Origin of the sequence: Kitasatospora sp. NPDC127116 (assembly GCF_042677365.1) — a bacterium.
Classification (GTDB): Bacteria; Actinomycetota; Actinomycetes; order Streptomycetales; family Streptomycetaceae; genus Kitasatospora; species Kitasatospora lactacystinica.
The window spans coordinates 77388-100131 of the sequence record NZ_JBHXTL010000012.1 but is presented as its reverse complement, the minus strand read 5'-3'; the positions used below and the strand labels follow the sequence as shown (position 1 = coordinate 100131).

The following is a 22744-nucleotide window of genomic DNA, read 5'->3' as shown; positions in this document are numbered from 1 at the left end:
GCTCGCGCGACCCCGCTCGCTCGCCCACGCCGGCACGGCCCGCGGGCAACCGCTCCCGGCGCGGGCCGGTCAGTCGAACCGCCGGGTGGCCGTGATCCCGCCGTCCACCGGCAGCGTCACGCCCGCGACGTACGAGGCCCGGTCGCTCAGCAGCCAGGCGGCCGCCTGCGCCACCTCCTCGTCCGTACCCGGCCGGCCCAGCGGCGTGGAACGCTCCACCAGCGCGGCGAACTCCGGCCCGGACCCGAAGAACGGCTCGGTGCCCGGCGTGCGCACCACCCCGGGCGCGACGGCGTTGACCCTGATGCCGTGCCGGGCGTGATCGGCGGTGGCCGCCTTCACCAGACCGCTCAGGCCGTGCTTGGCGGCCTGCTGGGCGCCGTCGCCGAAGCCCCCGACCAGCGCCCCCACACCGGTGTTGAGCACCACCGCGCCGCCGCGCCCGGCCGCCGTCATCGCCCGCAGCTGGGCCCGCAGACAGAGCCAGGTGCCGCGCAGGTTGAGCGCGTGGGTGTCGTCCCACTCCGACTCCGAACGCTCGGTGAGCGGGGCCGGCGGCAGGCCGTTGCCCGCGTTGTCGAAGGCCGCGTCCAGCCGGCCGAAGGCCTCCAGCGCGGTGTCCACCGTCCGCTGCGCACCGGCGGCCGTGGTCAGATCGGCGGCGACCGCCACCGCCCCGGCCCCGGTGGCGCGCAGCTCGGTGGCCAGTTCCTCCACCTCGGCGCCGGAGCGGGCGGCGAGCACCAGCAGCGCGCCCTCCCGGGCGAACAGCCGGGCGGCGGCCGCGCCGATGCCCCGCCCGGCGCCGGTGACGATCGTGACCTTGTCGTCGAGAAGTCCCATGCGGCGAGCCTGCCGCCGTGCCCGCCGGCCCACCAGCGGCCGGACGCTCCCCGGGAACCGGCTTCCTGGGACAGCCAGGTCCTGGCTGTCCCAGGCGAGCTGTGGCAGCCTGACGCGCATGCCCGAGACCCCGCTGGGCGCCTTCCTCCGCGCCCGCCGCGCCCGACTCGCGCCCGCCGACGCCGGCCTGCCCGCCTCCGGACGCCGCCGTACCCCCGGACTGCGCCGCGAGGAGGTCGCCGCCCGCGCCGGGATCTCGGCCGACTACTACGCCCGCCTGGAACAGGGCCGCCAACGGGTGCCGACCGGCCCGGTCCTCGACGGTCTCGCCGAGGCCCTGCAACTGACCGCCGCCGAGCGCGGCTACCTGCACCGGCTGGCCGCCCGCCCGCACCGCCCGGCCCCGCCGCCCGCCGAAGCCCCGGCGCTCCCTCCGACCACCCTCGCCCTGCTGGACACCCTGGACGCCGCGCCCGCCTTCGTCACCGGCCCCACCTTCGACCTGCTGGCCTGGAACCGGCCCGCCGCCCTGCTGCTGGCCGAGCCGGAACGACGGCCGGCCCCTGAGCGGAACCTGCTCTGGCAGGTGTTCTGCTGCCCGTACCGGGACCGCTCGCAGGGCAACACGGCCGCCGAGGGCTCGATCGGCGCCGACCTGGTCGCCTCACTGCGCGCCCAGCACGCCGACCGTCCCCGCGACCGCGCCCTGCTCGCCCTGGTCCACCGGCTGTCGGCCGACAGCCCCGTCTTCGCCGAGCTCTGGGACCGCCACCGCGCCGCGCCGCCCCGCCCCGGCCGCCTCCACGTCCGCCACCCGGCCCTCGCCGCCACCGTCCTCGACTACACCGTCCTGCCCCTCCCCGAGGACGGCCGCCACCTCTTCGCCTTCCTCGCCCCGCCCGACAGCCCCACCCGGCACGCCTTCGCGGCGGCCGGCGGGGACCTGCTCCGGACCGCCACCGCCCCGGGGTAGCCGCCGCGCGCACCGCACGCGACCGCGGCCCGGTCGGTGGCGCGCGGGCCGCGGCCCCGGGGCTTGTCCTGCGGGTCTTCGCGCACCCGGCGGAGATCCGCCGGACACGCCCTACCCGAACCGGGCCAGCTTCCGCTTGCCCGCCCGCCGCCAGACGTCCGGCAGGCGCCGCCGGGCGGCCTCGGCCGACGCCAGCTGACGCCCGTACAGGGCGCCGTACCCGAACGGCTCGCCACCGGTGACCGCGTGGGTCGCGAGGGCGGTCGCGGCCACCACGGCGTCCTGGTGCTCGCCCAGCACCTCCTGGACGGCCTTCATCCGCTGCGCGTAGCGCTCGGCCCGGGCGCCGGCCGCCGGGGCGGCGGCCTCACCGGCGTAGCGGGCTCGCTTGGCCGCCTTGCGGGCCTCGTGGAGCGCGCGGGTCCGCTCGTCGGGGGCGGCGGCGAGGGCCGCCCCGACCCGCCCGGCCGTACGCCGCTGCTCGCGGGCGGCGATGCGGGAGAGCTCCGGGACGGCGCTGCGGGCGGCACGCCGGCGCAGCGGCGGATCCGCGAGGAAGGCGGCGAGAGCCTCGCCGAGCGCCCGGCGGCGGGGGCTGTCCAGGGCGGCGACCACCTCGGGCCAGATGGCGCGGTACTCGGCCTCGCCCCACCGGTCCAGTGCTGCGGCGACCCGCTGCGGGCCGCACCCGGCGGGCAGCTCGCGGGCCTCGGCGACCAGCCGTTCGGCCAGCACCTCGCGGTCCCGCGCCCGGCCCAGGACGCCGCCGAGCCAGCGCAGCTCCGCGACCAGCTCGTCGGCCGCTCCGGGGGCGACCAGCCGCCGGAAGGTCTGCAGGGCGCTGCGCAGCCGCCGACAGGCGACCCGCATCCGGTGCACGGCGTCCGGCTCGTCCGCCCGGACGGCGTCGTCCAGGCCGGCCAGCACGGCCGCCTGCGTCTCCAGGCGGGCCAGCAGCACCTGCCCCACCGTGGTGTCGGGTCTCGCCATGGACGCTCGCCCCCTCGTCGGGTCAGCGGGAACGCCTTCCAGGCTAATCCGCGTCGGGCCGCTGTCGACCGCGCGGCAGCCGGGCGGGCGACCCCGCGGGCGGCCGGGCCCGCTGTCGGGCCCGCTGTCGAACCCCGCAGGCTACTGATCGCACGTCAGCCGGAACAGGGACCTACGGGCCCTCGTGCCGGATGCGAGCGCCATGACATACTCCGGAGCGTGACGACCTCCTCCCGTGCGACCAGGGCCCTGCGGGCCGCGGTGTTCACCGCGCTCGCCGTGCCGATGGCCGCGTTGGGCCAGGTCGTCATCACGGGCCGCCCGCTGCCGCTGTCGCTGGTGGCCTCGGCCGGTGCCGTCGTCTTCCTGGTCGCGGCCGTCCTGGCCGGCGGGGAACGGCGGATGCTGCACATCTCCGGCGTGATGGTGCCGGTCGAGCTGCTGCTCAACACCACGTTCAACCTGGGCCAGGCCGGCTGTTCGCCGGTGCTGGCCGGTCAGGTGCCCGCCCGCGGGGTGAACCTGCTGGTCTGCGGCGGCGGTTCGGTGGACGGCTCGCTGCTGAGCGGCCCGCTGGGCCACGCCGGGCAGTTGGCCCCCGCCGCGACCCAGCTGCTGCTCCTGCTGGTGCACGTGGTGATCGCCCTCGCCGCCTCGGCCTGGCTGCGGATGGGCGACGCCGCCCTGTCCGGCCTGGCCCGGGCGCTGTGCGCGCTGCGGCAGTCGCTGGCCGGCCCGCTGCGCGCCCTGGTCGTCCTGCTGCTCCCCGCGCCGGTGCGTCCGGTGCTGCGGGTGCCGCTGCCGGTGTCGGACCGTGCCCGGCCGCGCCGCGAGGACGTGGTGCTGAGCCCGGCGCCCCGGCGCGGCCCGCCCGCCTTCGCGCCTGCCTGCTGATCACCGTCCCGACCTGATCACCGTCCCGACCTGATCACCCCCGTACCCGGCCGGACGGCCCCGGTACGCCCGCAGGCAGTGCGCACGACTCCCGCGTTCACCGACCCCGCCGCAGCAGCTGCGGCTCCCCGCGCGCACCCGCGCGCCGCGTACAGGAGTTGACTTCCCCATGGCTCAGGCCCCCAGCAAGCAGCAGTCCAAGCGCATCAGTGCCCGTGAGCGGATCCAGGAGGCGCAGCGCCGCGAGCAGCAGGCCGCCAAGCGCCGTCAGCGGATCGTCGTGACGGTCTCCGCGGTCGTCGTGCTGGCCCTCGCGGGCGGTGTCGCCGTCGCGATCAACTCGGCCTCGGACAAGAACGACAAGTCCTCCGCCGCCGCGTCGGCGCCGCTGGTCGTGCCCGCCAACGCCTCCGGCCCGGACGGCACGGTGATCACCTACGGCAAGGCGGACGCCCCGCACACCATGGAGATCTACGAGGACTTCCGCTGCCCGGTCTGCAAGCACTTCGAGGCGGCCAACGGCGAGACCGTCAAGAAGCTCACCGAGGACGGCCGGATCAAGGTGGAGTTCCACCTGGCGGCGTTCCTGGACAAGAACCTCGGCGGCAAGGGCTCGCGCACCGCGCTGGCCGCGGCCGGCGCCGCGCTGAACGAGGGCGTGGACCAGTTCAAGGCGTTCCACGACGTGCTGTACGCCAACCAGCCGGACGAGCGCGAGGACGGCTTCGGCGACGTCGACCACATCCTGAACCTGGCCGGCCAGGTGCCCGGGCTGAAGACGGACGCCTTCGTGAAGGCGGTGACCGACAAGACCTACGCCCCGTGGGCGGCCAAGGTCTCCGACGCGTTCAACGGCAGCGGGGTGACCGGCACTCCGACCGTCAAGGTGGACGGCAAGCAGATCACCCTGTTCGCCGGCAACGCCGTGGTCCCGGCCGAGCAGTTCGCCGCGCAGGTGAAGCAGGCCGCCGGCCTCCAGTAGGCCGCACCCTCCCCGCACCGTACGGCACCACCCGGCCCGGCCGAACTCCCGGCCGGGCCGGCTCCTCCCAGCCAGCCACCGGAGTGTGCTGTCATGACCGCCGCTACCACCGTGCACCCGTCCCGCTCCGCTCCCGACGCCGCCGCCGCCCGGGCCCCGATCGGCGCGAGCCGGGCCTACGCCCTCCTGCTGTTCCTGGGCGGGCTGGTCGGGCTGGCCGCCTCGGCCGTCCTGACCTTCGACAAGCTCCGCATCCTGGAGAACCCCTCCTACGTCCCCAGCTGCAACATCAACCCGATCATCAGCTGCGGTTCGGTGATGCGCACCGAGCAGGCGGAGGTCTTCGGCTTCCCGAACCCGCTGCTCGGGCTGGCCGCCTTCGGCGCGCTGACGGCGATCGGCGCGGGGCTGCTCGCCGGTGCCGGGTACCGGCGCTGGTTCTGGCTGGGCCTGAACGCGGGCACCGCGCTGGGCGTGGTGTTCGCGCACTGGCTGATCCACCAGGCGCTGTACGACATCGGCGCGCTGTGCCCGTACTGCATGGTGGTGTGGGCCACGGTGGTGGTGCTGTTCTGGTACACGACGCTGCACAACCTGCGCACGGGCGTGATTCCGGCGGGCCCGCGGTCGGCGGTGGTCGTCCGGGAGGCGGCACGCTACCACTGGGCGCTGCCGGTGCTGTGGGCGGCGGTGATCGCGCTGCTGGTCCTCAACCGGTTCTGGTCCTACTGGAGCACGCTGCTCTGACCGTCCGTCACCCCACGTACCCGTCCGAGTGCAGCAGTGCGGCGGCGCCGGTCCGCCGGGCCTCCAGGGCCGCGGTGAGCCGGCGCGCCGCACCGGGCTGCAGCAGGACGGCCGCCCGGGCCGGGGTGAACCAGCCGTGGTCGGCGACCTCCTCGGCCTGCGCCCGGACCGCCGTGCCGTCCGCGACCGTCCCGCCGTCGAACATGAACTGCACGGCGGGGTGGGCGTGTTCGCCCTGGTCGGGGATCGAGTCGCGCCACTCCACGACGAGCAGCCGCAGCGGCCCGGCCAACAGCCCGGTCTCCTCGTACAGTTCGCGGGCCGCGCACTCGGCGGGCCCCTCCCCCCGGTCCATCCCGCCGCCGGGGAACTGCCACTGGTCGCGGTAGCTGGCCTTCAGCAGCAGGACCCGGCCCGCTTCGTCGGTGAGCAGGACGCTGCAGCCGACGTAGGCGCGCACCATCCCGGCGAGCCACTCCTCCTCCGAGAGTGCCCAGGTGTCCGTCATCGCGCCTCCTCCGCCGGGTTCCCGTCCTCGCGGCCACTCTGCCGCGATCACGGCCCCGGGAGAGCCGATCGGCCCCTAATCCACCCGAATGAGTGCCGGTGGCCCCGCCTGCCCGAACACGGCCCGCCGGAAGGCGTTGCGCAGGTCGGTGAGCTGCTGGATCCCCCGGTCGTAGTGCACCTTGTTGGTGAGCAGCAGGGCCCAGCGGCCGAGCCTGCGGGAGACCCAGAAGCCGGTGCCGGTGAAGCCGTAGTGGACGAAGGTGCCCTCGGCCGGGTCGGTGCCGGGAGCGTGCAGCCAGGACAGGCCGCGGGCGGGGGCGAGGCCGCCGGTGTGCTCGCGCAGCGATTCGTCGATCCACGGCTCGCCCCAGGGCGCCCCGGGCGGCGGGGCGAGCAGCGCGGTGAGGAAGCGGGCCAGGTCGCGGGCGGTGGAGAAGGCCCCGGCGTTGCCGGAGACCCCGCCGAGCAGCCGGGCGGAGGGGTCGTGGACGACGCCGCACAGGTGGGTGCCGGCGCCCTCCTCGTACTCGGTGGGCGCGGTGCGGGCGGCGAGCGCGCCGTCGAGCGGGCCGTACCGGGTGTCGGTCATGCCGAGCGGCCCCCAGACCCAGCGTGCGGCGAGCTCGTCCAGCGGCGCGCCGCCGAGGTCCTCGACCAGGTGGGCGAGCAGGACGGCGGCGCGGTCGGTGTACTCGACGGCCGTGCCCGGCGGGCGGTGCAGCGGGGCGGCGAGCACCCCGGCCCGGATCGCCGCGGGGTCGCGTCCGTAGAGCTGCTCGAAGCGGGTGTACGGGAGCATCCCCGCGGTGTGGGCGAGGAGTTGACGGACCGTCACCTCGCCGGCGGGGTGCCCGGCGGCCGGTGGCCACCAGCGGCCGAGCGGCTCGTCCAGCGGAAGCCGCCCGGATTGCCGCAGCACCCCCGCGCAGGGCCAGAGCGCGACGACCTTGGTGAGGCTGGCGAGGTCGTACAGCGTGTCGGGCCCGGGCCGCAGCCGCGCGTACGGCCCCTGCCCGAGCACGCCGTGGCTGCCGCCGCCGAGTGTGCCGCCGGCGTCGCCGACGGCCCAGACGGCGCCCGCCCCGACGGTGCGCGCGCCCTCCCCGACCAGCCGGTCCAGCTCCCCGCCGGGCGCGGCCGGGTCGGGGAGCCGGTCGGCTCCGGGTGCTCGGTGACTCATCCGTCTCCCCCTTCGGGCCGACGGGAGCCTTCCCCGCGCAGCGGTCGCTCAGACCGCCGCGGCCAGCTCCTTGCCGAGGCAGATGCTCTGCGCGTGCTCCTTGTAGATGCCGAACTTCCGGATCGCGTCGTAGCCCTCGGACCGGTACAGCGCGACGGCCTCGGGCTGCTCGGTGCCGGTCTCCAGGATGAAGCGGGTCCGCCCGGCCTCGATCGCGGTCCGCTCCAGGCGGCCCAGCACCGCGCGGGCCAGGCCGCGGCCGCGGGCCGCGGGGATCACGAACATCCGCTTCAGCTCCGCGTCGCCGTCGCGCAGGCCGTCCGGACCGGCCTGCTTGGCCCGCCAGCCGCCGCAGGCGACCGGACGGCCGTCCAGGTAGGCGATCATGAACAGGCCGGCCGGCGCCTCGAAGTCCTCGGGGCGCATGACGGTCTCGTCCGGGTCGCCGTAGCGGCGCACGTACTCCTGCTGCACCTCGGCCGACAGGGTCTGGGCGTCGGGGTGGGCGTAGCCGGTGATGCGGAACTCGACGGTGCCGGTGTCCCGGGCGGTGCTGGTGCTCATGCCGAAAAGCCTACGATCCCCGCTCAGCGGGCCTCGAACCGGGCGACCAGGTCGTCCTTGCCGAACATCCGGGCGGTGTCCACGGCGCTCGGGGCGCCGGCCTGCGGGTCGGCGCCGCCGGCCAGCAGGACGTCCAGCACGTCCGTGGCGCCCTTGAAGACGGCCCCGGCCAGCGGGGTCTGCCCGTGGTCGTTGGCGAGGTTCGGGTCGGCGCCGTACCGGAGCAGCTCCGCCACCGTCGCGGCGTGGCCGTGGTAGGCGGCGAGCATCACCAGGGTGTCGCCGCGGCCGTTGGTGAGGTCGGCCGGGGCCCCGGCGTCCAGGTAGGCGGACAGGGTCTCGGTCTCCCCGGTCCGGGCGGCGTCGAAGAGCTTCCCGGCGAGCGCGATCACCTCGGCGTCGGGGGCGTCGGCGGGCTGCTGGCTGGCGGCGTCGGTCATGACGGGCGGCCTTTCCGGTCGGGTCGTCGGGCGGTCTCGGGGCTGCGCCCAGGGCACGGTAGCGGCCAGCGCCGGAACGGGCCAGCGGGCGTCCGGAATCCGGATGACGGCCCGCGCCCGCCACGACACACGGCCGCGCGCGTTGCGCAGCCATTCGAGCGAACTTCCCGGACCCCCCGGAAACTTCCCGCCCTCCGCCCGGGAATGCCTCGGCGCATCGAATCCCCTCGGCACCCGGCCCCACCCCGGCCGGGTCGCATACCGCCACCCGGCCACCGGAACGGTATTGGACGGCAGAACCACCCATTTGCACCGTTCCATCATCTATTACTTTTTGTCACGATTGGTGCACTTTCCGTAACACCCCCGCTTGTCCCCCCTTCCTGAGGAGCGGAACGTGATCCTCTCGATTTCCGGCATCGTCCTGTTCGGCACCATCGCCTTTCTCTTCTTCCGCCGGGACGGACTAAAGGTCTCCCACGCCATCGTCTGCGCCCTCTTCGGCTTCTACATCGCAGGCTCCTCGATCGCACCGAGCATCACCGCGGGCGGCGCGAGCCTCGCCAGCCTGCTCAGCGGCATCAAGTTCTGACCGCGTCCAGATCTCCTCCGTACCGGCCCGGGCGCGGATCCCACCGCCCCGGGCCCCGTCGTTGCCCACCCGCGCCACCCCACCCGTCCCACCGTTTGGGGAGTCAAGGAATGCCGCTCCACCGCCACCTCACCAAGGGCCGCGCGATCGCCCGGACCGCCGGGGACCACGCCTCGGACATGTTCGCCCCGCTCTCCGTGATCGGCCGCGGCCTGCGCCACCACGCGGACTGGGCGAAGTCCCGCTGGCAGGCCACCCCCAAGGACCGCCGCGGGCCGACGCTGTTCCTGACCGCCGCCCTGCTGATCGGCGTCTACCTGCTGCCGCACGGCCTGCTGTTCGCCCTGATCACCCTGATGGCCAGCGCCGCCTGGGCCGGCCGGGCCCCCCGGGCGACGCCCGCACCGCCCGCACCGGACGTCGCCGACGTCAAGCTCGCGGCCCTCTACGCGGCGCTCACCCCGTACCTGTGCGGACCCGAGGACGCCAACCCGCTGTACCACTTCGAGGGCAGCCACAAGAACGCCTTCAGTGCGTGGGACTTCGACGGCGAGGGCCGGCTCTCCCGGCTGGAGATGACCTACCCCGCCTACTTCACCGACACCGAGCCCGCCGCCCGGGCCCGGATCGAGCAGGTCGTCCAGGGCAAGGCCGGCCGGGCCCGCGAGTACCGCTTCGACTGGGACGAGGAGTCCAACCGGCTGCGGATCACCGCCCTCGCCCCGCTGGCCGCCGACATCGCCGCCCAGCGCTTCGTGGCGGCCCCCGGCGAGATCGTGCTGGGCTTCACCGACGAGGGCGGCACCGCCCGGACCATCCCGGTCGTCCGGGGCGGCACCACCGTCCAGCAGCCGCCGGTGGTCTGGCGCACCGGCCCGCGCTCCGCCGAGCCGCACCTGCTGGTGCTCGGCGTCACCGGCTACGGCACCTCCAGCCTGCTGCGCTCGGTGGCGCTCCAGGCCCTCCCGTACGCCGACCTGGTGGTGGTCGACGGTGCGGGCACCGGCGAGCACGCCTGCCTGGTGAACCGGCCCGGCGTGCACACCGTGGAGACCAGCCTGCACGGCGCGCTGGCCGCCCTGGACTGGGCCGTCGGCGAGACCGAGCGCAGGCTCGCCGCGCTCAACGCCGCCCGGCACGCCGGAACCGCCCCGCCCGAGGACGTCACCCGGCCGCTGTGGCTGCTGCTGGACCACCCGACCGAGCTGAGCGAGCTCGCCCGGGCCGAGGGCCGCCCCGACCCGCAGGACCTCCTGGAGCTCCCGCTGCGCCACGGCCGGGCCGCCCGGGTCACCGTGGTGGTCGCCGACGACCTGGAGGCCCGGGACCGGATCACCGCCACCGTCCGCGCCACCACCCGGGCCCGCGTGGTGCTCGGCCCGGCCGGCCCGGACGAGGGGCGCGAAGCGCTCGGCGCGCCGCTGGACATCGTGCCCGCCGCCCAGGCCCCGATCGGGCGCGGCTACGCCCGGATCGGCAACGGCGCCCCGCTCCGGCTCCAGGTGCCGGCCACCGTCGATCCGCTGGACGACGAGGCCCCGGCCGCGCTGCGGGACGCGGTGATCGCCCTGCTGCCGCACCGGGACACCCGCACCGAGGCGGCCGCCGCCGAGCCACCCCGCCCGGACCGCCCGCCGGTGGTACCCGCGGCCGATCCGGCCCGTCCGGTCGACCTGGCCAAGGGCGAGCCGATGATCCGTTCACGGCCGATCTCCTGACGGCAGGGCCGGGCCGCCTCCCCCGGCCGGTTCTCGGCTCCCGGCAGGGGTCGGCGCCCGGCGCCGAATCCCGTCCCGGTACGCTCGTCACAGAAAGTCCGCACGATCACCAGATGTGAAATAGGTGACACCTGGGGTGATATCACCGGCCAGATGTGACAAATCGGGCGCGGGTGGGTACAAACAGGGGCGGCACTACAAGACGACGCATGTCCCGGGACGGGAATCTTCGTCGGAAGCCGAGCGTTGACCGAACGACGAAGAACAGCGACCACTAGTCCTGTGGGCCATAAGCCCGGGAGGCACGATTCATGAGCGAGCGAGCTCTCCGCGGCACGCGACTCGGGGCCACTAGCTACGAGACCGACCGTGGTATCGATCTGGCTCCCCGCCAGACCGTCGAGTACGCATGTCAGAACGGACACCGTTTCGAGGTTCCTTTCTCGGTCGAGGCGGAGATCCCCGCGACCTGGGAATGCCGCTTCTGCGGCCAGGAGGCGGCACTTCTCGACGGCGACGAGCCGGAGGAGAAGAAGATCAAGCCGACGCGCACCCATTGGGACATGCTGATGGAGCGCCGGACGCGCGAGGAGTTGGAGGAGGTGCTGGCCGAACGGCTGGCCGTGCTCCGCTCCGGTGGGATGAACCTCGCGGTGCACCCGCGAGACACCCGCAAGAGCGCCTGACACCTCGCTCCCGCCCCGAGCGGGAGGACGCGAAAAGGGACCCTGGTCACCAGGGTCCCTTTCGCGTTGTCCGGCGCCGTCCGCCGGACCGTGCCGTGCACGCGAGGAGCCCCCGGTGGCGGGTTCTCCGCGCCCCCGGGGGCTCGCGTCGGAACGGGCGGGTCAGCCGGCGATCGGCGGGCGGTAGGTGGTGTCCGGGCCCTGCGGGCCGCGCGGGCCGGCCTCCGGGTCCACGACCTCGCCCTGGATCACCTTGCCGTCCGGGCGGTGGATGCGCAGCTGCTCCTGCAGCCGCATCGCGTCCGCGAACGGGTCGGCGCCGGCCACGGAGGCACTGCGCAGCGCCTTGTCCGCGACGCGGCGGCCGAGCACCCGCCACAGGGCCCGGGTGGGCGGGAGGAGCAGGGTCAGCGCCAGCAGGTCGGACAGGAAGCCGGGGACGATCAGCAGCAGGCCGGCCAGCACGGTCATGCTGGTGCCGGTCTGCGGCTGCTGGGACTGCGGGTTCTTGCTCTGCTCGATCGCCGCCGACAGCGCCTTCAGCCCGGCCCGCTTGATCAGCGAGCCGCCGATCAGGGCGCCCGCGACGAGCAGCAGCACGACGGTGAAGCCGCCCAGCCAGGAGCCGACCTGGACCAGCAGCCAGATCTCCAGCACCAGCCAGGCGGTGATCAGCAGCGGCAGCACCCGGCGGAGCCTGCTGCGCGGGGCCGGACGGGTGGGGGTAGCTTGCTGGGTCACGGTACGAATCCACTCCAAGCGGTGCTCTGCGCGCCGCACGGGAGGTCCGGGCCGGCTACGGCACCACCTGCTCCAACGATTCCCGCGCCGCCGGTGTTCCGGCGGCCGGGCTCGGCTGCCGCGCCCTACGCCTTCCGGCGCCGTCCGACCAGCAGGGCCGCGCCGCAGGCCAGCAGGCCGCCGACGGCCAGCGTCCACTCCGGGGCGGCGCCGACCCGGTCGGCGACGGTGGTGCCGTCGCGCAGCGGGACCGTCGCCGACAGCTCGGCCGCGGTCAGCTCCTCGGTGCGCTGCTGGACGCTGCCGTCCGGGGCGATCACCGCGCTGATGCCGCTGGTGGCGGCGATCAGCACCGCCCGGCCGTGCTCGACGGCCCGCAGCCGGCTCATCGCCAGCTGCTGCTCGGGCTGCCCGGTCTTCGCGTAGGTCGCGTTGTTGGTCTGGACGACCAGGACCCGGGCGCCGCTGTCCACGGTGTCGCGGACGATCTCGTCGTACGCGACCTCGAAGCAGATCACGTCGCCGATCCTGGCCGGGCCGAGCTGCATCACGCCGTTGTGGTCGCCGGGGTAGAAGTCCCGGGCGACCCGCTGGAGGCGGGTGATCACCGTCATCAGCTGGGCGCGGAAGGGCACGTACTCGCCGAACGGGACGGGGTGCTGCTTGGTGTAGGAGGCGCCGGGGCCGGTGACCGGGTCCCAGACGATGCCCTCGTTCTGGACGTGCTGCGCGTCCGGGCCGTCCACCAGGGTGCCGACCAGGGTCGGCACCCCGACCGCCTTGACCGCCTGGTCGATCCGCTGGCGGGCCAGCGGATCGCTGAACGGGTCGAGGTCGGAGGAGTTCTCCGGCCAGATCACGATGTCGGGGCGCTCGACCTTGCCGGCCCTGATGTCGGCGGCGAGCCGCTCGGTGGCCGAGGCGTGGTTGTTGAGGACCATCATCGGGCGGCCCAGGAAGTCCATGCCCGGGTTGGGCACGTTGCCCTGGACGATGGCGACCTTGACGGTGTCGTCCGCGGCCGTGGGCACCGGGACGAGGTAGCCGGCCAGCAGCGCGGCCACCGCGCCGAGCGCCGCCAGCGCGGCCGCCCTCGGAGCCCTGCCGGGCCCGCGCACCCGCAGCGCGGCCCAGCCCAGCAGGGCCCCGCAGAGGGCGACCGCGAAGGTCACCAGCGGTGCGCCGCCGAGCGCGGCCAGCGGGGTGAACGGGCTGGCGGTGTTGGCGAAGGCGAGCCGGCCCCAGGGGAAACCGCCGAGCGGCAGCCGGTCGCGGGCCCACTCCTGGGTGACCCACAGGCAGGCCGCCCAGAGCGCCCACCCCGGCAGCCGGGAGGTGACGGCCAGGGCGCCGCCCAGCAGGGCCAGGAACAGCGCCTCCACGACGGACAGGCCGACCGTGGCGTCCCAGCCGACCACCCGCAGCCAGCTGAGCAGCATCAGGAAGAACGGCAGGCCGAACGCGAAGCCGGTCCAGAGGCCCTGACGGAAGGTGCGGCCCCGGGTCAGCAGCGAGAGCGCGGCGACGCCGAGCAGCGACAGCGGCCACAGGTCGTACGGCGGGAAGGCGAGGGCCAGCAGCAGGCCGGCCAGGACGGCGAGGCCGGTGCGGGGGAGCCCGGCGCGGATCCTGGCGAGCGCGCGGGCTCCGCGGCTCGGTCGGGGCGCCGGCTCCTGCGGCTCGGGTACGGCCTCGGGCCGTTCCTGGGTGACGGGAGTGGCCACCGGCGCACCATCTTCCTGGGGCTTGCTGTTCGGACGCTGTGCGAAGAAGGTACCCCGGAACGTCGGTGGCCCGTGAGGTGAGGGGTGACGGCGGGGTCAGCGCGGGGCGTAGCGGAAATCCCGCAGCGGCCAGTGCGCGGTGAGTCCAGTCGGAGACGGCGCGGTGCAGCGGCTCGTCCAGGTGGGCGCGGTCGGCCCGGACCCAGGAGCTGACCGAGACCACCGAGGGGTCCTCGCGGTCCGGGTAGATGTAGACGCAGCCGATCACCTCGTCGCGGTCCGGCTCCAGGACGGTGTAGGTGAAGCCGGTGCGGGCCTCGAAGTCGGCGGCGTGGCGGCGCAGGTCGTCGAGGTTGCGCTCCGGGGGCATCCCGTCGGCGGGCGGCCAGCCGCGGCCGGCCCAGCCGGGGGTGGCGCGGATGTGGTCGATGCTGCTCGTCCAGGCGGCGTGGTCGGAGGCGTTGTGCCGCTCGCCCAGGGGCTCCAGTCGGAACTCCGGGGCGAGCAGCTCGCGCGGGACGGTGAAGTCGGCGGGCACCAGTTCGATCATGCCGATCAACCTAGGGCGTGCCCGCCCGACGTTCCACGGGGTTTACCGCTGGTGCACCGTGCGGCCGCGGACCACGGTGCGCAGGCAGGTCGGCAGCGGGTGGCCCGGGGTGAGGTCGGGCAGCCCGGGGGTGCCGGAGCGCGGGTCGGTGGACCAGCCCGCCACCCGGGAGTCGGGGGCCTGGACGACCAGCTCGCCGGCCGCCCAGATCGCGTAGCTGGCGACGGCGCCGGGGACGAGCACGCCGTCCTGGTCGCGGCCGATCGCGCGCCAGCCGCCGCGGGTGTGGGCGGTGAAGGCCGCGCGGACCGAGATCCGGTGTTCCGGGGTCCGGTGGAAGGCGGCCGCGCGGACGGTGCCCCAGGGGTCGAGCGGGGTGACCGGGGCGTCCGAGCCGAAGGCCAGCGGGACGCCGGCCCGCAGCAGCGCGGCGAAGGGGTTGAGGGCGGCCGCCCGCTCGGCGCCCAGGCGCTGGACGTACATGCCCTCCGGGCCGCCCCAGGCGGCGTCGAAGGCGGGCTGGACGGAGGCGGTCAGGCCGAGTTCGGCGAAGGCGGCGACGGCCTTGTCGTCCAGGGCCTCGGCGTGCTCGACGCGGTGGCGCAGGGCCTTGACCCGGGCGGCGCCGACCCGGGCGCCGGCCTCCCGGACGCCGTCGAGGACCGCCGTGACCGCCGCGTCGCCGATGGCGTGGAACCCGGCCTGGATCCCGGCCTCGGTGCAGGCGGCGACGTGGTCGGCGACCTGCTCGGCGGTCAGGTAGGCGGTGCCGGTGTGCTCCGCGTCGTCGTACGGGGCGTGCAGGCAGGCGGTGTGCGAGCCGAGCGCGCCGTCCACGAAGAGGTCGCCTCCGGCGCCCACCGCACCGAGCCTGCGGGCGGTCTCGACACCGCCCAACTCGCCCCAGTAGCCGAATACTTCGGGCCCGTCCCCCTCGGCGGCCAGGGCCAGCAGGGCGGCCAGGTCGGCCTCCGAGGAGATCTCCGGGCCGGCGCACTCGTGCAGGGCGCCGATGCCGAGTTCGGCGGCGCGGGCCAGGGTGGCGCGCTGGGCCCGGCGGCGCTGCTCGGGGGTGAGGCGGGCCAGCGCGGTCTGCCGCACGGCGTGGTGGGCGTCCTTGGTGAGCGGGCCCTCGGGGTCGAAGCCGGGCGCCTCGGCCAGGCCCTCGGTGAGGGTGCGCAGCGCGGTAGTGGCGAGCGCGGAGTGCACGTCGGTGCGGGAGAGGTAGAGCGCGGCGCCACGGGCGGCGGCGTCGAGTTCGGCGAGCGTGGGCGGGCGGCGCTCGGGCCAGCCGGTCTCGTCCCAGCCGTGGCCGATCAGCACCCCGCCGGGCTCGGGCCGGGCGTCGACGAAGGCGGTGACGGCGGCCAGGGCGGCGGCGAGCGAGGGGCTGCCGGTGAGGTCGAGGCCGGTGAGCGCCAGGCCGGTGGCGGTGGCGTGCACGTGGGCGTCCACGAAGGCGGGGGTGACCAGGGCGCCGTCCAGCTCGACGATCTCGTCGACGGTCGCGGCGTACGCCTCGGCGGCGCCGTCGCTGCCGACCCACGCGACGTGCCCGCCTTCCACGAGCATCGCGGTGGCGAAGGGGTCGGCGGGGCTGTAGACGGCGCCGCCGCGCAGCAGGACGGTCCAGGAGGTGCGTTCGGTCATGCCGCCAAGTCTGCACCCCACCGGTTCGCGGTCAGAGCTTCGGGGGGCGTGCCTCGTACGGGGTGGACAGGACGACGGTGGTGCGGGTGGAGACGCCGGCGGCGCTGCGGATGCGCGCGAGCAGGTCCTCCAGGTCGCCGGGGGCGCCGACGCGGACCTTGAGGATGTAGTTCTCGTCGCCGGCGACGCTGTGGCAGGCCTCGATCTCGGGCAGGCCGGCCAGCCGCTCGGGGGTGTCGTCCGGGGCGCTCGGGTCGAAGGGTTTGACCGAGATGAACGCGGTCAGCGCCAGGTCGACGGAGTCGGGGTCGATGATCGCGGTGTAGCCGCGGATCACCCCGCGCTGTTCGAGGCGGCGCACCCGCTGGTGCACCGCCGAGGTGGACAGGCCGGTGGCCTTGCCCAGGTCCGTGTAGCTCATCCGGCCGTCTTCGAGGAGCAGCTGGACGATGCGTTGGTCGAGATCCTCCACAGTGCGCAAACCTACCCGGTCGGGAGCACGGGGGGCGCACGCGGTGGCACAGGACGGGTTCGCAGGTGCCGGGCGGGCACATGCCGGGCGAATGTGGCATCCGGTGTGGCCAAGGACACACCCAGTGCATCACGGTGCACGGGACCGCAGGATTATGAGTCCGGATCACAGGGAAGTGCTGGTTGTGGCCCTGGACGACCACGCCGGGCCCGATCCTAGGGGGATCCTCATGCCTGCTACCGACCAGCGTGTGCTGGGCTCCGACGAGACCGACGATATGGCCGACCGCGAGGACCTCGCGGTCGGCCACCTGCCGGGCACCGACCCCGGCGAGGCGGAGACCTGGGACATCTTCCGGGTCGACTGCCCCGAGTGCCGCCGCCCGATCGCCCTGGTGGCGGACGAGGAGCGGCTGCCGCAACACGCGCTGCTGCCGACCGCCTGGAACCCCTTCTCCCCCGCGATCTGCCCGGGTTCGGGCACGCCGACGGACGACCTGGCCGAGGTCGAGGCCCAGGAGGACGCCGAACCGGCCGGCTTCGACGCGCTGTTCAAGCTTCCGAGCGGGCTGGACTGGCGCACCCAGCCGTTCTCGCACGCCGTCGCGCACTGCCCGGTACGGCTCGCCGCGGTCCCCGGGGCCGCCCCGGTGGCGTCCGCCGTCCCGGCCGTCGCGGCGCTGCGGGCCGCCATCCCGGAGCAGCGCCGCCGTCGTCCGGCGCTGACCGGCCGCACCGCCAAGGCGAGCTGACGCTCCGCCGGGAACGCCTCCGGCCGTCACTCCGCACCCTGGAGTGACGGCCGGAGGCCGTACGGGGGGATCGGGGCGGTCCGGCGGCTCCCCCGCCGGACGGCCCCCGGGCGTCAGCCCTTGGTGAGGTGGCGGCCGATCACCAGGCGCTGGATCTGGTTGGTGCCCTCGACGATCTGCAGCACCTTGGCCTCGCGCATGTAGCGCTCGGCCGGGAAGTCCTGGGTGTAGCCGTAGCCGCCGAGCACCTGGACGGCGTCGGTGGTCACCCGCATCGCCGCGTCGGTGCAGAACAGCTTCGCCATCGCCGCCTCCTTGGAGAACGGCCGGCCGGCGTCCCGCAGCCGGGCGGCGGACAGGTAGAGCGAGCGCCCGGCCTCGATCTGGGTGGCCATGTCGGCGAGCATGAAGGACAGGCCCTGGAACTCGGCGATCGGGCGGCCGAACTGGCGCCGGGTGCGGGCGTAGTCGACGGCGAGGTCGAGCGCGGCCTGGGCCACGCCTATCGCGCAGGCGGCGATGCCGAGGCGGCCGGAGTCCAGCGCGGCGAGCGCGATCTGGAAGCCCTGCCCCTCCTCGCCGATCAGCCGCTCGCGCGGGACGCGCGCGCCGTCGAAGTGCAGCTGCGCGGTCGGCGAGGAGCGCATGCCCATCTTGTGCTCCGGCGGGGCCGCGGACAGGCCCTGCTGGGTGCCGGGGACCAGCAGGCAGCTGATGCCCTTGGGGCCGTCGACGCCGGTGCGCACCAGGGCGCTGTAGAAGTCGGCCTGGCCGCCATGGGTGATCCAGGCCTTGGTGCCGTTCACCACGTACGCCTCGCCGTCGAGGTCGGCGCGGGTGCGCAGCGCGGCCGCGTCCGAGCCGGACTGCGGCTCGGAGAGGCAGTAGGCGCCGAGCTGCTCGCCGGAGAGCATGGCGGGCAGCCACGCGTCGCGCTGCTCGTCGGTGCCGAAGGTGGCCAGCGCGTGGCAGGAGAGGGTGTGCACGCTGACGCCGAGGCCGATGGCCAGCCAGCCGGCCGCGAGCTCCTCCAGCACCTGCAGGTACACCTCGTAGGGCTGTTCGCCGCCGCCGTACTTCTCGTCGTACGGGAGGGAGAGCAGGCCGGCCTCGCCGAGGGTGCGGAAGACGTCGCGCGGGAAGCGGTCGGCGGCCTCGTCCTCCGCCGCACGCGGCTGGAGCTCGCGCTGGACCAGGTCACGGGTGAGGCTCAGCAGCTCGCGGGCCTCCTCGCTCGGCAGCTGGCGCTCCACGGCTTTCACAGGGGAGGGGGTCATGGCGGTGGTCGCCTCCTCGATCGGGCGCCGGACCGAGGTGTCGGCTGACCCGGCGGGGGTGCGGCTTGTCGGACCGACCGGCACCGGGTTGCGGTGAACGGCCGTTCACAGTCGTGGCGAAGGCGAGTATGCCCGAAACCCGCGCTGCCGTCACGACCTGCACAGATGAACTGTCCGCAGTGGCGGGCTACGGCACCGTAGGGTTGACGTTGTGGCTGCATCCGAACCGTTCCCGCCCCCGCTCCGGCCCGCTCCGGACGACCTTCCGGCCGCGCTCGCGGCGGAGCTGCGCGCGCTGCCGCCCTCCTGCGGGCCGGTGCGGCTGGTCGCGGTGGACGGGCACGCGGGGTCCGGCAAGACCACCTTCGCCGGACGGCTGGCGGCGGCGCTCGGCGGGGCCCCGGTGGTCCACCTCGACGACCTGGCCACCCACCGCGAGCCGTTCGGGTGGACCGGACGGCTGCGCGGGCAGGTGCTGGAGCCGCTGGCGGCCGGGCGGGACGCCGAGTACCGGGTGTACGACTGGACGCTGCGCCGCTTCGCGGGCACGGCCGCGGCGCCGGCCGCCCCGGTGGTGCTGGTCGAGGGGGTCGGCGCGGGCCGGCGGGCGGTGCGGCCGTGGCTGGCCCGGGTGATCTGGATGGAGCTGGACGCCGCTTCGGCCCGGCGGCGCGGGGAGGAGCGGGACGGTCCGGAACTGGCCGAGTTCTGGGCGGGCTGGGCCCGGGCCGAATCGGCGCATTTCGCCGCCGATCCGAGCCGTCCGTACGCCGCGACGCGGGTCGACGGGGTGACCGGCCGGATCGCCCCGGGCACCGTCGGTGAAACTTCAACCATCGCCTTGACCTGCGACATCGCCAGGATCTAGGTTCTCCTCAGCCGCCGGAACGAAAGCTTCCGGTTGCCTCGGACCCGGCGCCCCCGGCTTGTTCCCCCGTGAGCCGGGGACGCCGTCCGGTCCCCTTCCGAAACTCGCTCCCCGGCAGCCCGTTTCGTCGCCCGGCCGCTCAACGGCCGCTCGCGCGATCGCATTTGACCCTGTTCGGCACCCTTCCGGATCAGCGCCGCGCCGGTACGATTCCTGGCAGGCGCAGATGCGCCGCAAGGGGGTCGACGACCACCGGCCAGGCTAGGCGCAGGCAACCCGCCGGCCGAGCCCCGGGCCGCACCGCGGGGGGCGTGAGTGACGACGGTGGACAGTTCCGACAGCACGGCGGGCGGGCCCGACCGGCTCGCCGACCGCGCCTGGCTGCGCGCCATGGACGCCTACACGGCCGGTGCGTACACCCGGGCCGAGGAGGAGTTCCGGGCCGCCGTCCGGCTGGACCCGGGCATGGCCGACGCCTGGCTCGGACTGCACGCGCTGCGCAGCGACACCTCGGCCGCGCTGCTGGCCATGTACCGCCACCAGAAGCGGTTCGGCGAACAGCGGCGGCTGCACCGACGGCCGCTCAGTTCCTGGTACTGGCTGGGCTGGTGGGTGCAGCCGGTGCTGGAGGACGCCCGCGACCTCGCGCTGGCGCACGCCTCGCACTGGCTGGACGGCCGCCACCTGGCCGAGCTGGACCGGGCGCTGGAACAGTGCCCGGCACCCGGCGAGGACCCCTGCGCCCGCTTCCTGTACGCCTGCCGGTCCTACCTGCTCAAGGACTGGGAGCAGCTGATCAGGGACACCGACCGCCTGCTGGACGACCCGCTGCTCGGCATCGAGGCCGGGCTGTTCGCCGGCATGGCGCGGGTGCGCCTCGACATGTGCGCCCAGGCGCAGGCGCCGCTGGCCGTCTCGCTGGCCCGCTGCCGCTCCGAACAGCCCCAGCGCAAGGAGCTGCGGTACTGGCTGGCCCGGGCGTACGAGGGCGCCGGACGCAGCGCCGCGGCGCTGCCGCTCTACCGGGCGGTGCACCGGGCGGACCCGGCGTTCATGGACACCGCGACCCGGCTGACGGCAATCGCCGCCGAGGACGCGCTCGCGGACGGGCTCACGGACGGACTCGCGGACGGACTGCCGGCCGGCGGGCGCCCGGGAGCGGCCGACGCCGCCCTGCCGGACGCCCCCGGCTTCGACACCGAGTACCCGGACGAGGCCGGGTTCGCCGGGTTGCCCGGGTACGGCGAGCTGACCGGGTACGGCGAGGAGTTCGGGGACGCGGGCGGGCCGAGCGGGCCGACCGTCTCCGGCGACGGGGTGTCGACCGGCGCCCTGCCCGGCGGCTTCCCGTCGGGCGGCGGGCCCTCGGTGGACGCCGGGCTGGTGGACGCCGGACTGGTGGACGTGCCCCCGGCGGACGGCGCCCTCACCGCCGGCGGCGCCCTGCTGGACGGCGGTGCGGCCGACGGCGCCGCGCAGGCCGCCGGGGAACGCTCCGGCTCCGGCGCGCCGCCGGCCTCCGCCGCACCCCCGCCGCTGCCCGCCCTCGGCCGGGCGCAGCCCCGGACCGCCGCCGTGCCCGAGCCCCGGTCCGCCGGCGACGAACGGGAGCTGGACGCGGCCCTGGCCGAACTCTCGCTGATGGTCGGCCTGGAGCCGGTCAAGCGCCAGGTGCGGGCGCTGTCCGCGCAGTTGAGGATGTCTCGGCTGCGGGCCGAGCAGGGCCTGCCCGTCCAGCCACCGAAGCGCCACTTCGTCTTCTCCGGCCCCTCGGGCACCGGGAAGACCACCGTGGCCCGCATCCTCGGCCAGGTCTTCCACGCCCTCGGGCTGCTCTCCGGCGACCACCTGGTGGAGGCCCAACGCGCCGACCTGGTGGGCGAGTTCCTCGGCCAGACCGCCGTGAAGGCGAACGAGCTGATCGACTCCGCGCTGGACGGCGTGCTCTTCATCGACGAGGCGTACAGCCTCTCCAACTCCGGCTACACCAAGGGCGACGCGTACGGCGACGAGGCGCTCCAGGTCCTGCTCAAGCGTGCCGAGGACAACCGCGACCGGCTGGTGGTGATCCTCGCCGGCTACCCCGAGGGCATGAACCGGCTGCTCGCCACCAACCCCGGCCTCAACTCCCGCTTCACCACCCGGGTCGACTTCCCCAGCTACCGCCCGAGCGAACTGACCGCGATCGGCGCCTCGCTGGCCGGCCGGGACGGCGACGGCTGGGACGAGGACGCCGCCGAGGAGCTGGCCAGCATCTGCACCCACGTGGTCCGCGAGGGCTGGATCGACGAGCTGGGCAACGGCCGGTTCATCCGCACCCTGTACGAGAAGTCCTGCGCCTACCGGGACCTGCGGCTGTCGCTGCTGCGCGAGCCGCCGGGCCGGGAGGACCTGGCCACCCTGCGGCTGCCGGACCTGGTCCAGGCGTACGGGGAGCTGATCGACGGCCGGAGCTGACCGGCGGGTGGAGCCGGGCGGAGCCGGAGCCGGTCTGCGGGCGGGCCGGCCCCCGCCCGCCCGGGGACCGGCCCGCCCGCCCGTTCAGCCGTTGAGGAGCGCCGCCTCCCGCTCCCGGTCCAGCCCCACCCTGACCCGGTCGGACCGCCGCGGCGCGCTGCCGCCGATCGACCGCAGCCAGGCCCAGGTGTCCGCCACGGTCTCGGCGACCGGGCGGCAGCGCAGCCCCGCGCCGAGCGCGCGCTCGACCGAGCCGGTGTGCAGGAAGTCGTACAGCTCGCCGGGCGCCAGCCAGATCGGCAGCTCGGTCCACGGCTCGACGCCCGCCGCGAGGATCCGCTCCGGGTCCGTCCAGCGCAGCTCGGCGTCCGAACCGGTGGCCCGTACGCAGGCCTCCAGCAGCTCGCCCATGGTGGCGTGGCCGGACGGGCCGACCAGGTTGTACGGGCCGGCGAGGCGGGCCGCCGCGGCGTCCAGGGTCCAGGCCGCGAGGTCGCGGACGTCGATGTACTGCAGGGCCAGCCCGCGCGGCCCCGGGGCGAGCACCGGGCCGCCCTCGGCGATCCGGTTGAGCCACCACGGCAGCCGGCCGATGTTCTCGTGCGGGCCGAGGATCAGCCCGGCCCTGGCCAGCAGCGCCCGCCCGCCGAACTCCGCCTCCAGCGCCAGTTCGGCGCCGCGCTTGGCCTCGGCGTAGGGCACCTCGCCGGTGAGGTCCGGGGAGGAGGCGACCACCGGCGAGGCCTCGCCGGCCCCGGCCCGCAGCGGATAGTCGTACACCGACCGGCTGGAGACGTACGCGTAGTGGCCGACCCGGCCGTTCAGCAGGCGGGCGCTGTCGCGCACCGCCGCGGGGGCCCAGGACCAGGTGTCCACCACGGCGTCCCACTCCCCGGTGCCGAGCGCCGCGAGGCCGCCCTCGGCGGTGCGGTCGCCCAGCAGTGTGCGGACGCCCTCGGGCGCGGGCCGCGTGCCGCGGTTGAGGGCCGTCACCTCCCATCCCCTGGCCAGCGCCTCTTCGGCGACGACCCGTCCGACGAACTCGGTTCCACCCAGCAGGAGAAGTCTCATGCCGACCACCCTGCTCCCAGGGTGGCCGGCATGGAACGGCTGCATGCTCTGGGCGAAATCGCCG

General features: G+C 75.3%; 22 protein-coding genes. 10 read left to right on the top strand and 12 right to left on the bottom strand.

Annotated features, from left to right (window positions below; all coding sequences use genetic code 11):
- Positions 1-69 precede the first annotated feature (69 nt).
- Entirely contained in the window at positions 70-843 is a 774-nt protein-coding gene (locus ACFVHV_RS08045) for an SDR family NAD(P)-dependent oxidoreductase (RefSeq protein WP_380349713.1), read from the bottom strand.
- Between the two features lie 118 nt (positions 844-961).
- Between ACFVHV_RS08045 and ACFVHV_RS08040 the strand changes: the two genes are divergently transcribed.
- Complete coding sequence (locus ACFVHV_RS08040; protein WP_380349710.1) at positions 962-1816, top strand: helix-turn-helix domain-containing protein; 855 nt, start codon at positions 962-964, stop codon at positions 1814-1816.
- 111 nt (positions 1817-1927) lie between these two features.
- Here ACFVHV_RS08040 and ACFVHV_RS08035 read toward each other — a convergent pair whose 3' ends face one another.
- Positions 1928-2806, bottom strand: coding sequence for a CHAD domain-containing protein (locus tag ACFVHV_RS08035; protein WP_380349707.1), 879 nt, complete (start codon positions 2804-2806; stop codon positions 1928-1930).
- A 219-nt stretch (positions 2807-3025) separates the two neighbouring features.
- On the opposite strand from ACFVHV_RS08035, the gene ACFVHV_RS08030 reads away from it, so the two are divergent.
- The 3 genes from ACFVHV_RS08030 to ACFVHV_RS08020 all read left to right on the top strand — a co-directional run bounded on the left by ACFVHV_RS08030 (position 3026) and on the right by ACFVHV_RS08020 (position 5429).
- Positions 3026-3700, top strand: coding sequence for a hypothetical protein (locus tag ACFVHV_RS08030; protein ID WP_359909048.1), 675 nt, complete (start codon positions 3026-3028; stop codon positions 3698-3700).
- A gap of 169 nt (positions 3701-3869) precedes the next feature.
- A complete protein-coding gene (locus ACFVHV_RS08025; RefSeq protein ID WP_380349704.1) occupies positions 3870-4682 on the top strand; it encodes a thioredoxin domain-containing protein in 813 nt (270 codons plus the stop codon).
- A 93-nt stretch (positions 4683-4775) separates the two neighbouring features.
- Positions 4776-5429, top strand: a complete 654-nt coding sequence (locus ACFVHV_RS08020) for a vitamin K epoxide reductase family protein (protein ID WP_380349701.1) — start codon at positions 4776-4778, stop codon at positions 5427-5429.
- Positions 5430-5436: 7 nt separating this feature from the next.
- On the opposite strand, the gene ACFVHV_RS08015 is transcribed toward ACFVHV_RS08020, so the two are convergent.
- The 4 genes from ACFVHV_RS08015 to ACFVHV_RS08000 all read right to left on the bottom strand — a co-directional run bounded on the left by ACFVHV_RS08015 (position 5437) and on the right by ACFVHV_RS08000 (position 8123).
- The gene (locus ACFVHV_RS08015; protein ID WP_380349699.1) at positions 5437-5937 is read right to left on the bottom strand and encodes an NUDIX domain-containing protein; all 501 of its coding nucleotides are present in this window, start codon (positions 5935-5937) and stop codon (positions 5437-5439) included.
- 75 nt (positions 5938-6012) lie between these two features.
- On the bottom strand, positions 6013-7119 hold the full coding sequence (locus tag ACFVHV_RS08010; RefSeq protein WP_380349697.1) for a serine hydrolase domain-containing protein: 1107 nt from the start codon (positions 7117-7119) through the stop codon (positions 6013-6015).
- A gap of 48 nt (positions 7120-7167) precedes the next feature.
- Positions 7168-7683 carry a GNAT family N-acetyltransferase gene (locus ACFVHV_RS08005; RefSeq protein ID WP_380349694.1) on the bottom strand — a complete coding sequence of 172 codons (516 nt, stop codon included), beginning with the start codon at positions 7681-7683 and terminating at the stop codon, positions 7168-7170.
- Between the two features lie 23 nt (positions 7684-7706).
- The gene (locus ACFVHV_RS08000) at positions 7707-8123 is read right to left on the bottom strand and encodes an ankyrin repeat domain-containing protein (RefSeq protein ID WP_359909030.1); all 417 of its coding nucleotides are present in this window, start codon (positions 8121-8123) and stop codon (positions 7707-7709) included.
- A 397-nt stretch (positions 8124-8520) separates the two neighbouring features.
- On the opposite strand from ACFVHV_RS08000, the gene ACFVHV_RS07995 reads away from it, so the two are divergent.
- The 3 genes from ACFVHV_RS07995 (at position 8521) to ACFVHV_RS07985 (ending at position 11119) form a co-directional block, all read left to right on the top strand.
- Positions 8521-8715 (top strand): hypothetical protein, encoded by a 195-nt coding sequence (locus ACFVHV_RS07995; RefSeq protein WP_359827363.1) that lies wholly within the window; start codon positions 8521-8523, stop codon positions 8713-8715.
- A gap of 110 nt (positions 8716-8825) precedes the next feature.
- Entirely contained in the window at positions 8826-10433 is a 1608-nt protein-coding gene (locus ACFVHV_RS07990; protein WP_380349691.1) for a hypothetical protein, read from the top strand.
- 311 nt (positions 10434-10744) lie between these two features.
- Complete coding sequence (locus tag ACFVHV_RS07985) at positions 10745-11119, top strand: RNA polymerase-binding protein RbpA (protein WP_049655293.1); 375 nt, start codon at positions 10745-10747, stop codon at positions 11117-11119.
- Between the two features lie 162 nt (positions 11120-11281).
- Here the strand turns inward: ACFVHV_RS07985 and fxsA are convergent, their stop codons facing one another.
- The 4 genes from fxsA to ACFVHV_RS07965 form a co-directional block, all read right to left on the bottom strand.
- Positions 11282-11860: an FxsA family membrane protein gene (fxsA, locus tag ACFVHV_RS07980; protein ID WP_380349688.1), complete on the bottom strand. Its 579-nt coding sequence runs from the start codon at positions 11858-11860 to the stop codon at positions 11282-11284.
- 125 nt (positions 11861-11985) lie between these two features.
- Positions 11986-13584, bottom strand: a complete 1599-nt coding sequence (lnt, locus tag ACFVHV_RS07975) for an apolipoprotein N-acyltransferase (protein WP_380349685.1) — start codon at positions 13582-13584, stop codon at positions 11986-11988.
- Positions 13585-14176: 592 nt separating this feature from the next.
- Positions 14177-15784, bottom strand: a complete 1608-nt coding sequence (locus ACFVHV_RS07970; RefSeq protein ID WP_380349682.1) for an amidohydrolase — start codon at positions 15782-15784, stop codon at positions 14177-14179.
- A gap of 31 nt (positions 15785-15815) precedes the next feature.
- On the bottom strand, positions 15816-16256 hold the full coding sequence (locus ACFVHV_RS07965; RefSeq protein WP_030243361.1) for an Lrp/AsnC family transcriptional regulator: 441 nt from the start codon (positions 16254-16256) through the stop codon (positions 15816-15818).
- A 229-nt stretch (positions 16257-16485) separates the two neighbouring features.
- On the opposite strand from ACFVHV_RS07965, the gene ACFVHV_RS07960 reads away from it, so the two are divergent.
- Positions 16486-17007 carry a hypothetical protein gene (locus tag ACFVHV_RS07960; protein WP_380349679.1) on the top strand — a complete coding sequence of 174 codons (522 nt, stop codon included), beginning with the start codon at positions 16486-16488 and terminating at the stop codon, positions 17005-17007.
- Between the two features lie 113 nt (positions 17008-17120).
- Here ACFVHV_RS07960 and ACFVHV_RS07955 read toward each other — a convergent pair whose 3' ends face one another.
- Positions 17121-18284 (bottom strand): acyl-CoA dehydrogenase family protein, encoded by a 1164-nt coding sequence (locus ACFVHV_RS07955; protein WP_359898668.1) that lies wholly within the window; start codon positions 18282-18284, stop codon positions 17121-17123.
- Positions 18285-18495: 211 nt separating this feature from the next.
- Between ACFVHV_RS07955 and ACFVHV_RS07950 the strand changes: the two genes are divergently transcribed.
- Together ACFVHV_RS07950 and ACFVHV_RS07945 are read left to right on the top strand one after the other, a co-directional pair.
- Complete coding sequence (locus ACFVHV_RS07950) at positions 18496-19152, top strand: uridine kinase (protein ID WP_380349677.1); 657 nt, start codon at positions 18496-18498, stop codon at positions 19150-19152.
- A gap of 390 nt (positions 19153-19542) precedes the next feature.
- On the top strand, positions 19543-21609 hold the full coding sequence (locus tag ACFVHV_RS07945) for an AAA family ATPase (RefSeq protein ID WP_380349770.1): 2067 nt from the start codon (positions 19543-19545) through the stop codon (positions 21607-21609).
- 84 nt (positions 21610-21693) lie between these two features.
- On the opposite strand, the gene ACFVHV_RS07940 is transcribed toward ACFVHV_RS07945, so the two are convergent.
- A complete protein-coding gene (locus tag ACFVHV_RS07940) occupies positions 21694-22680 on the bottom strand; it encodes an NAD-dependent epimerase/dehydratase family protein (RefSeq protein WP_359898670.1) in 987 nt (328 codons plus the stop codon).
- Between the last annotated feature and the right edge of the window lie 64 nt (positions 22681-22744).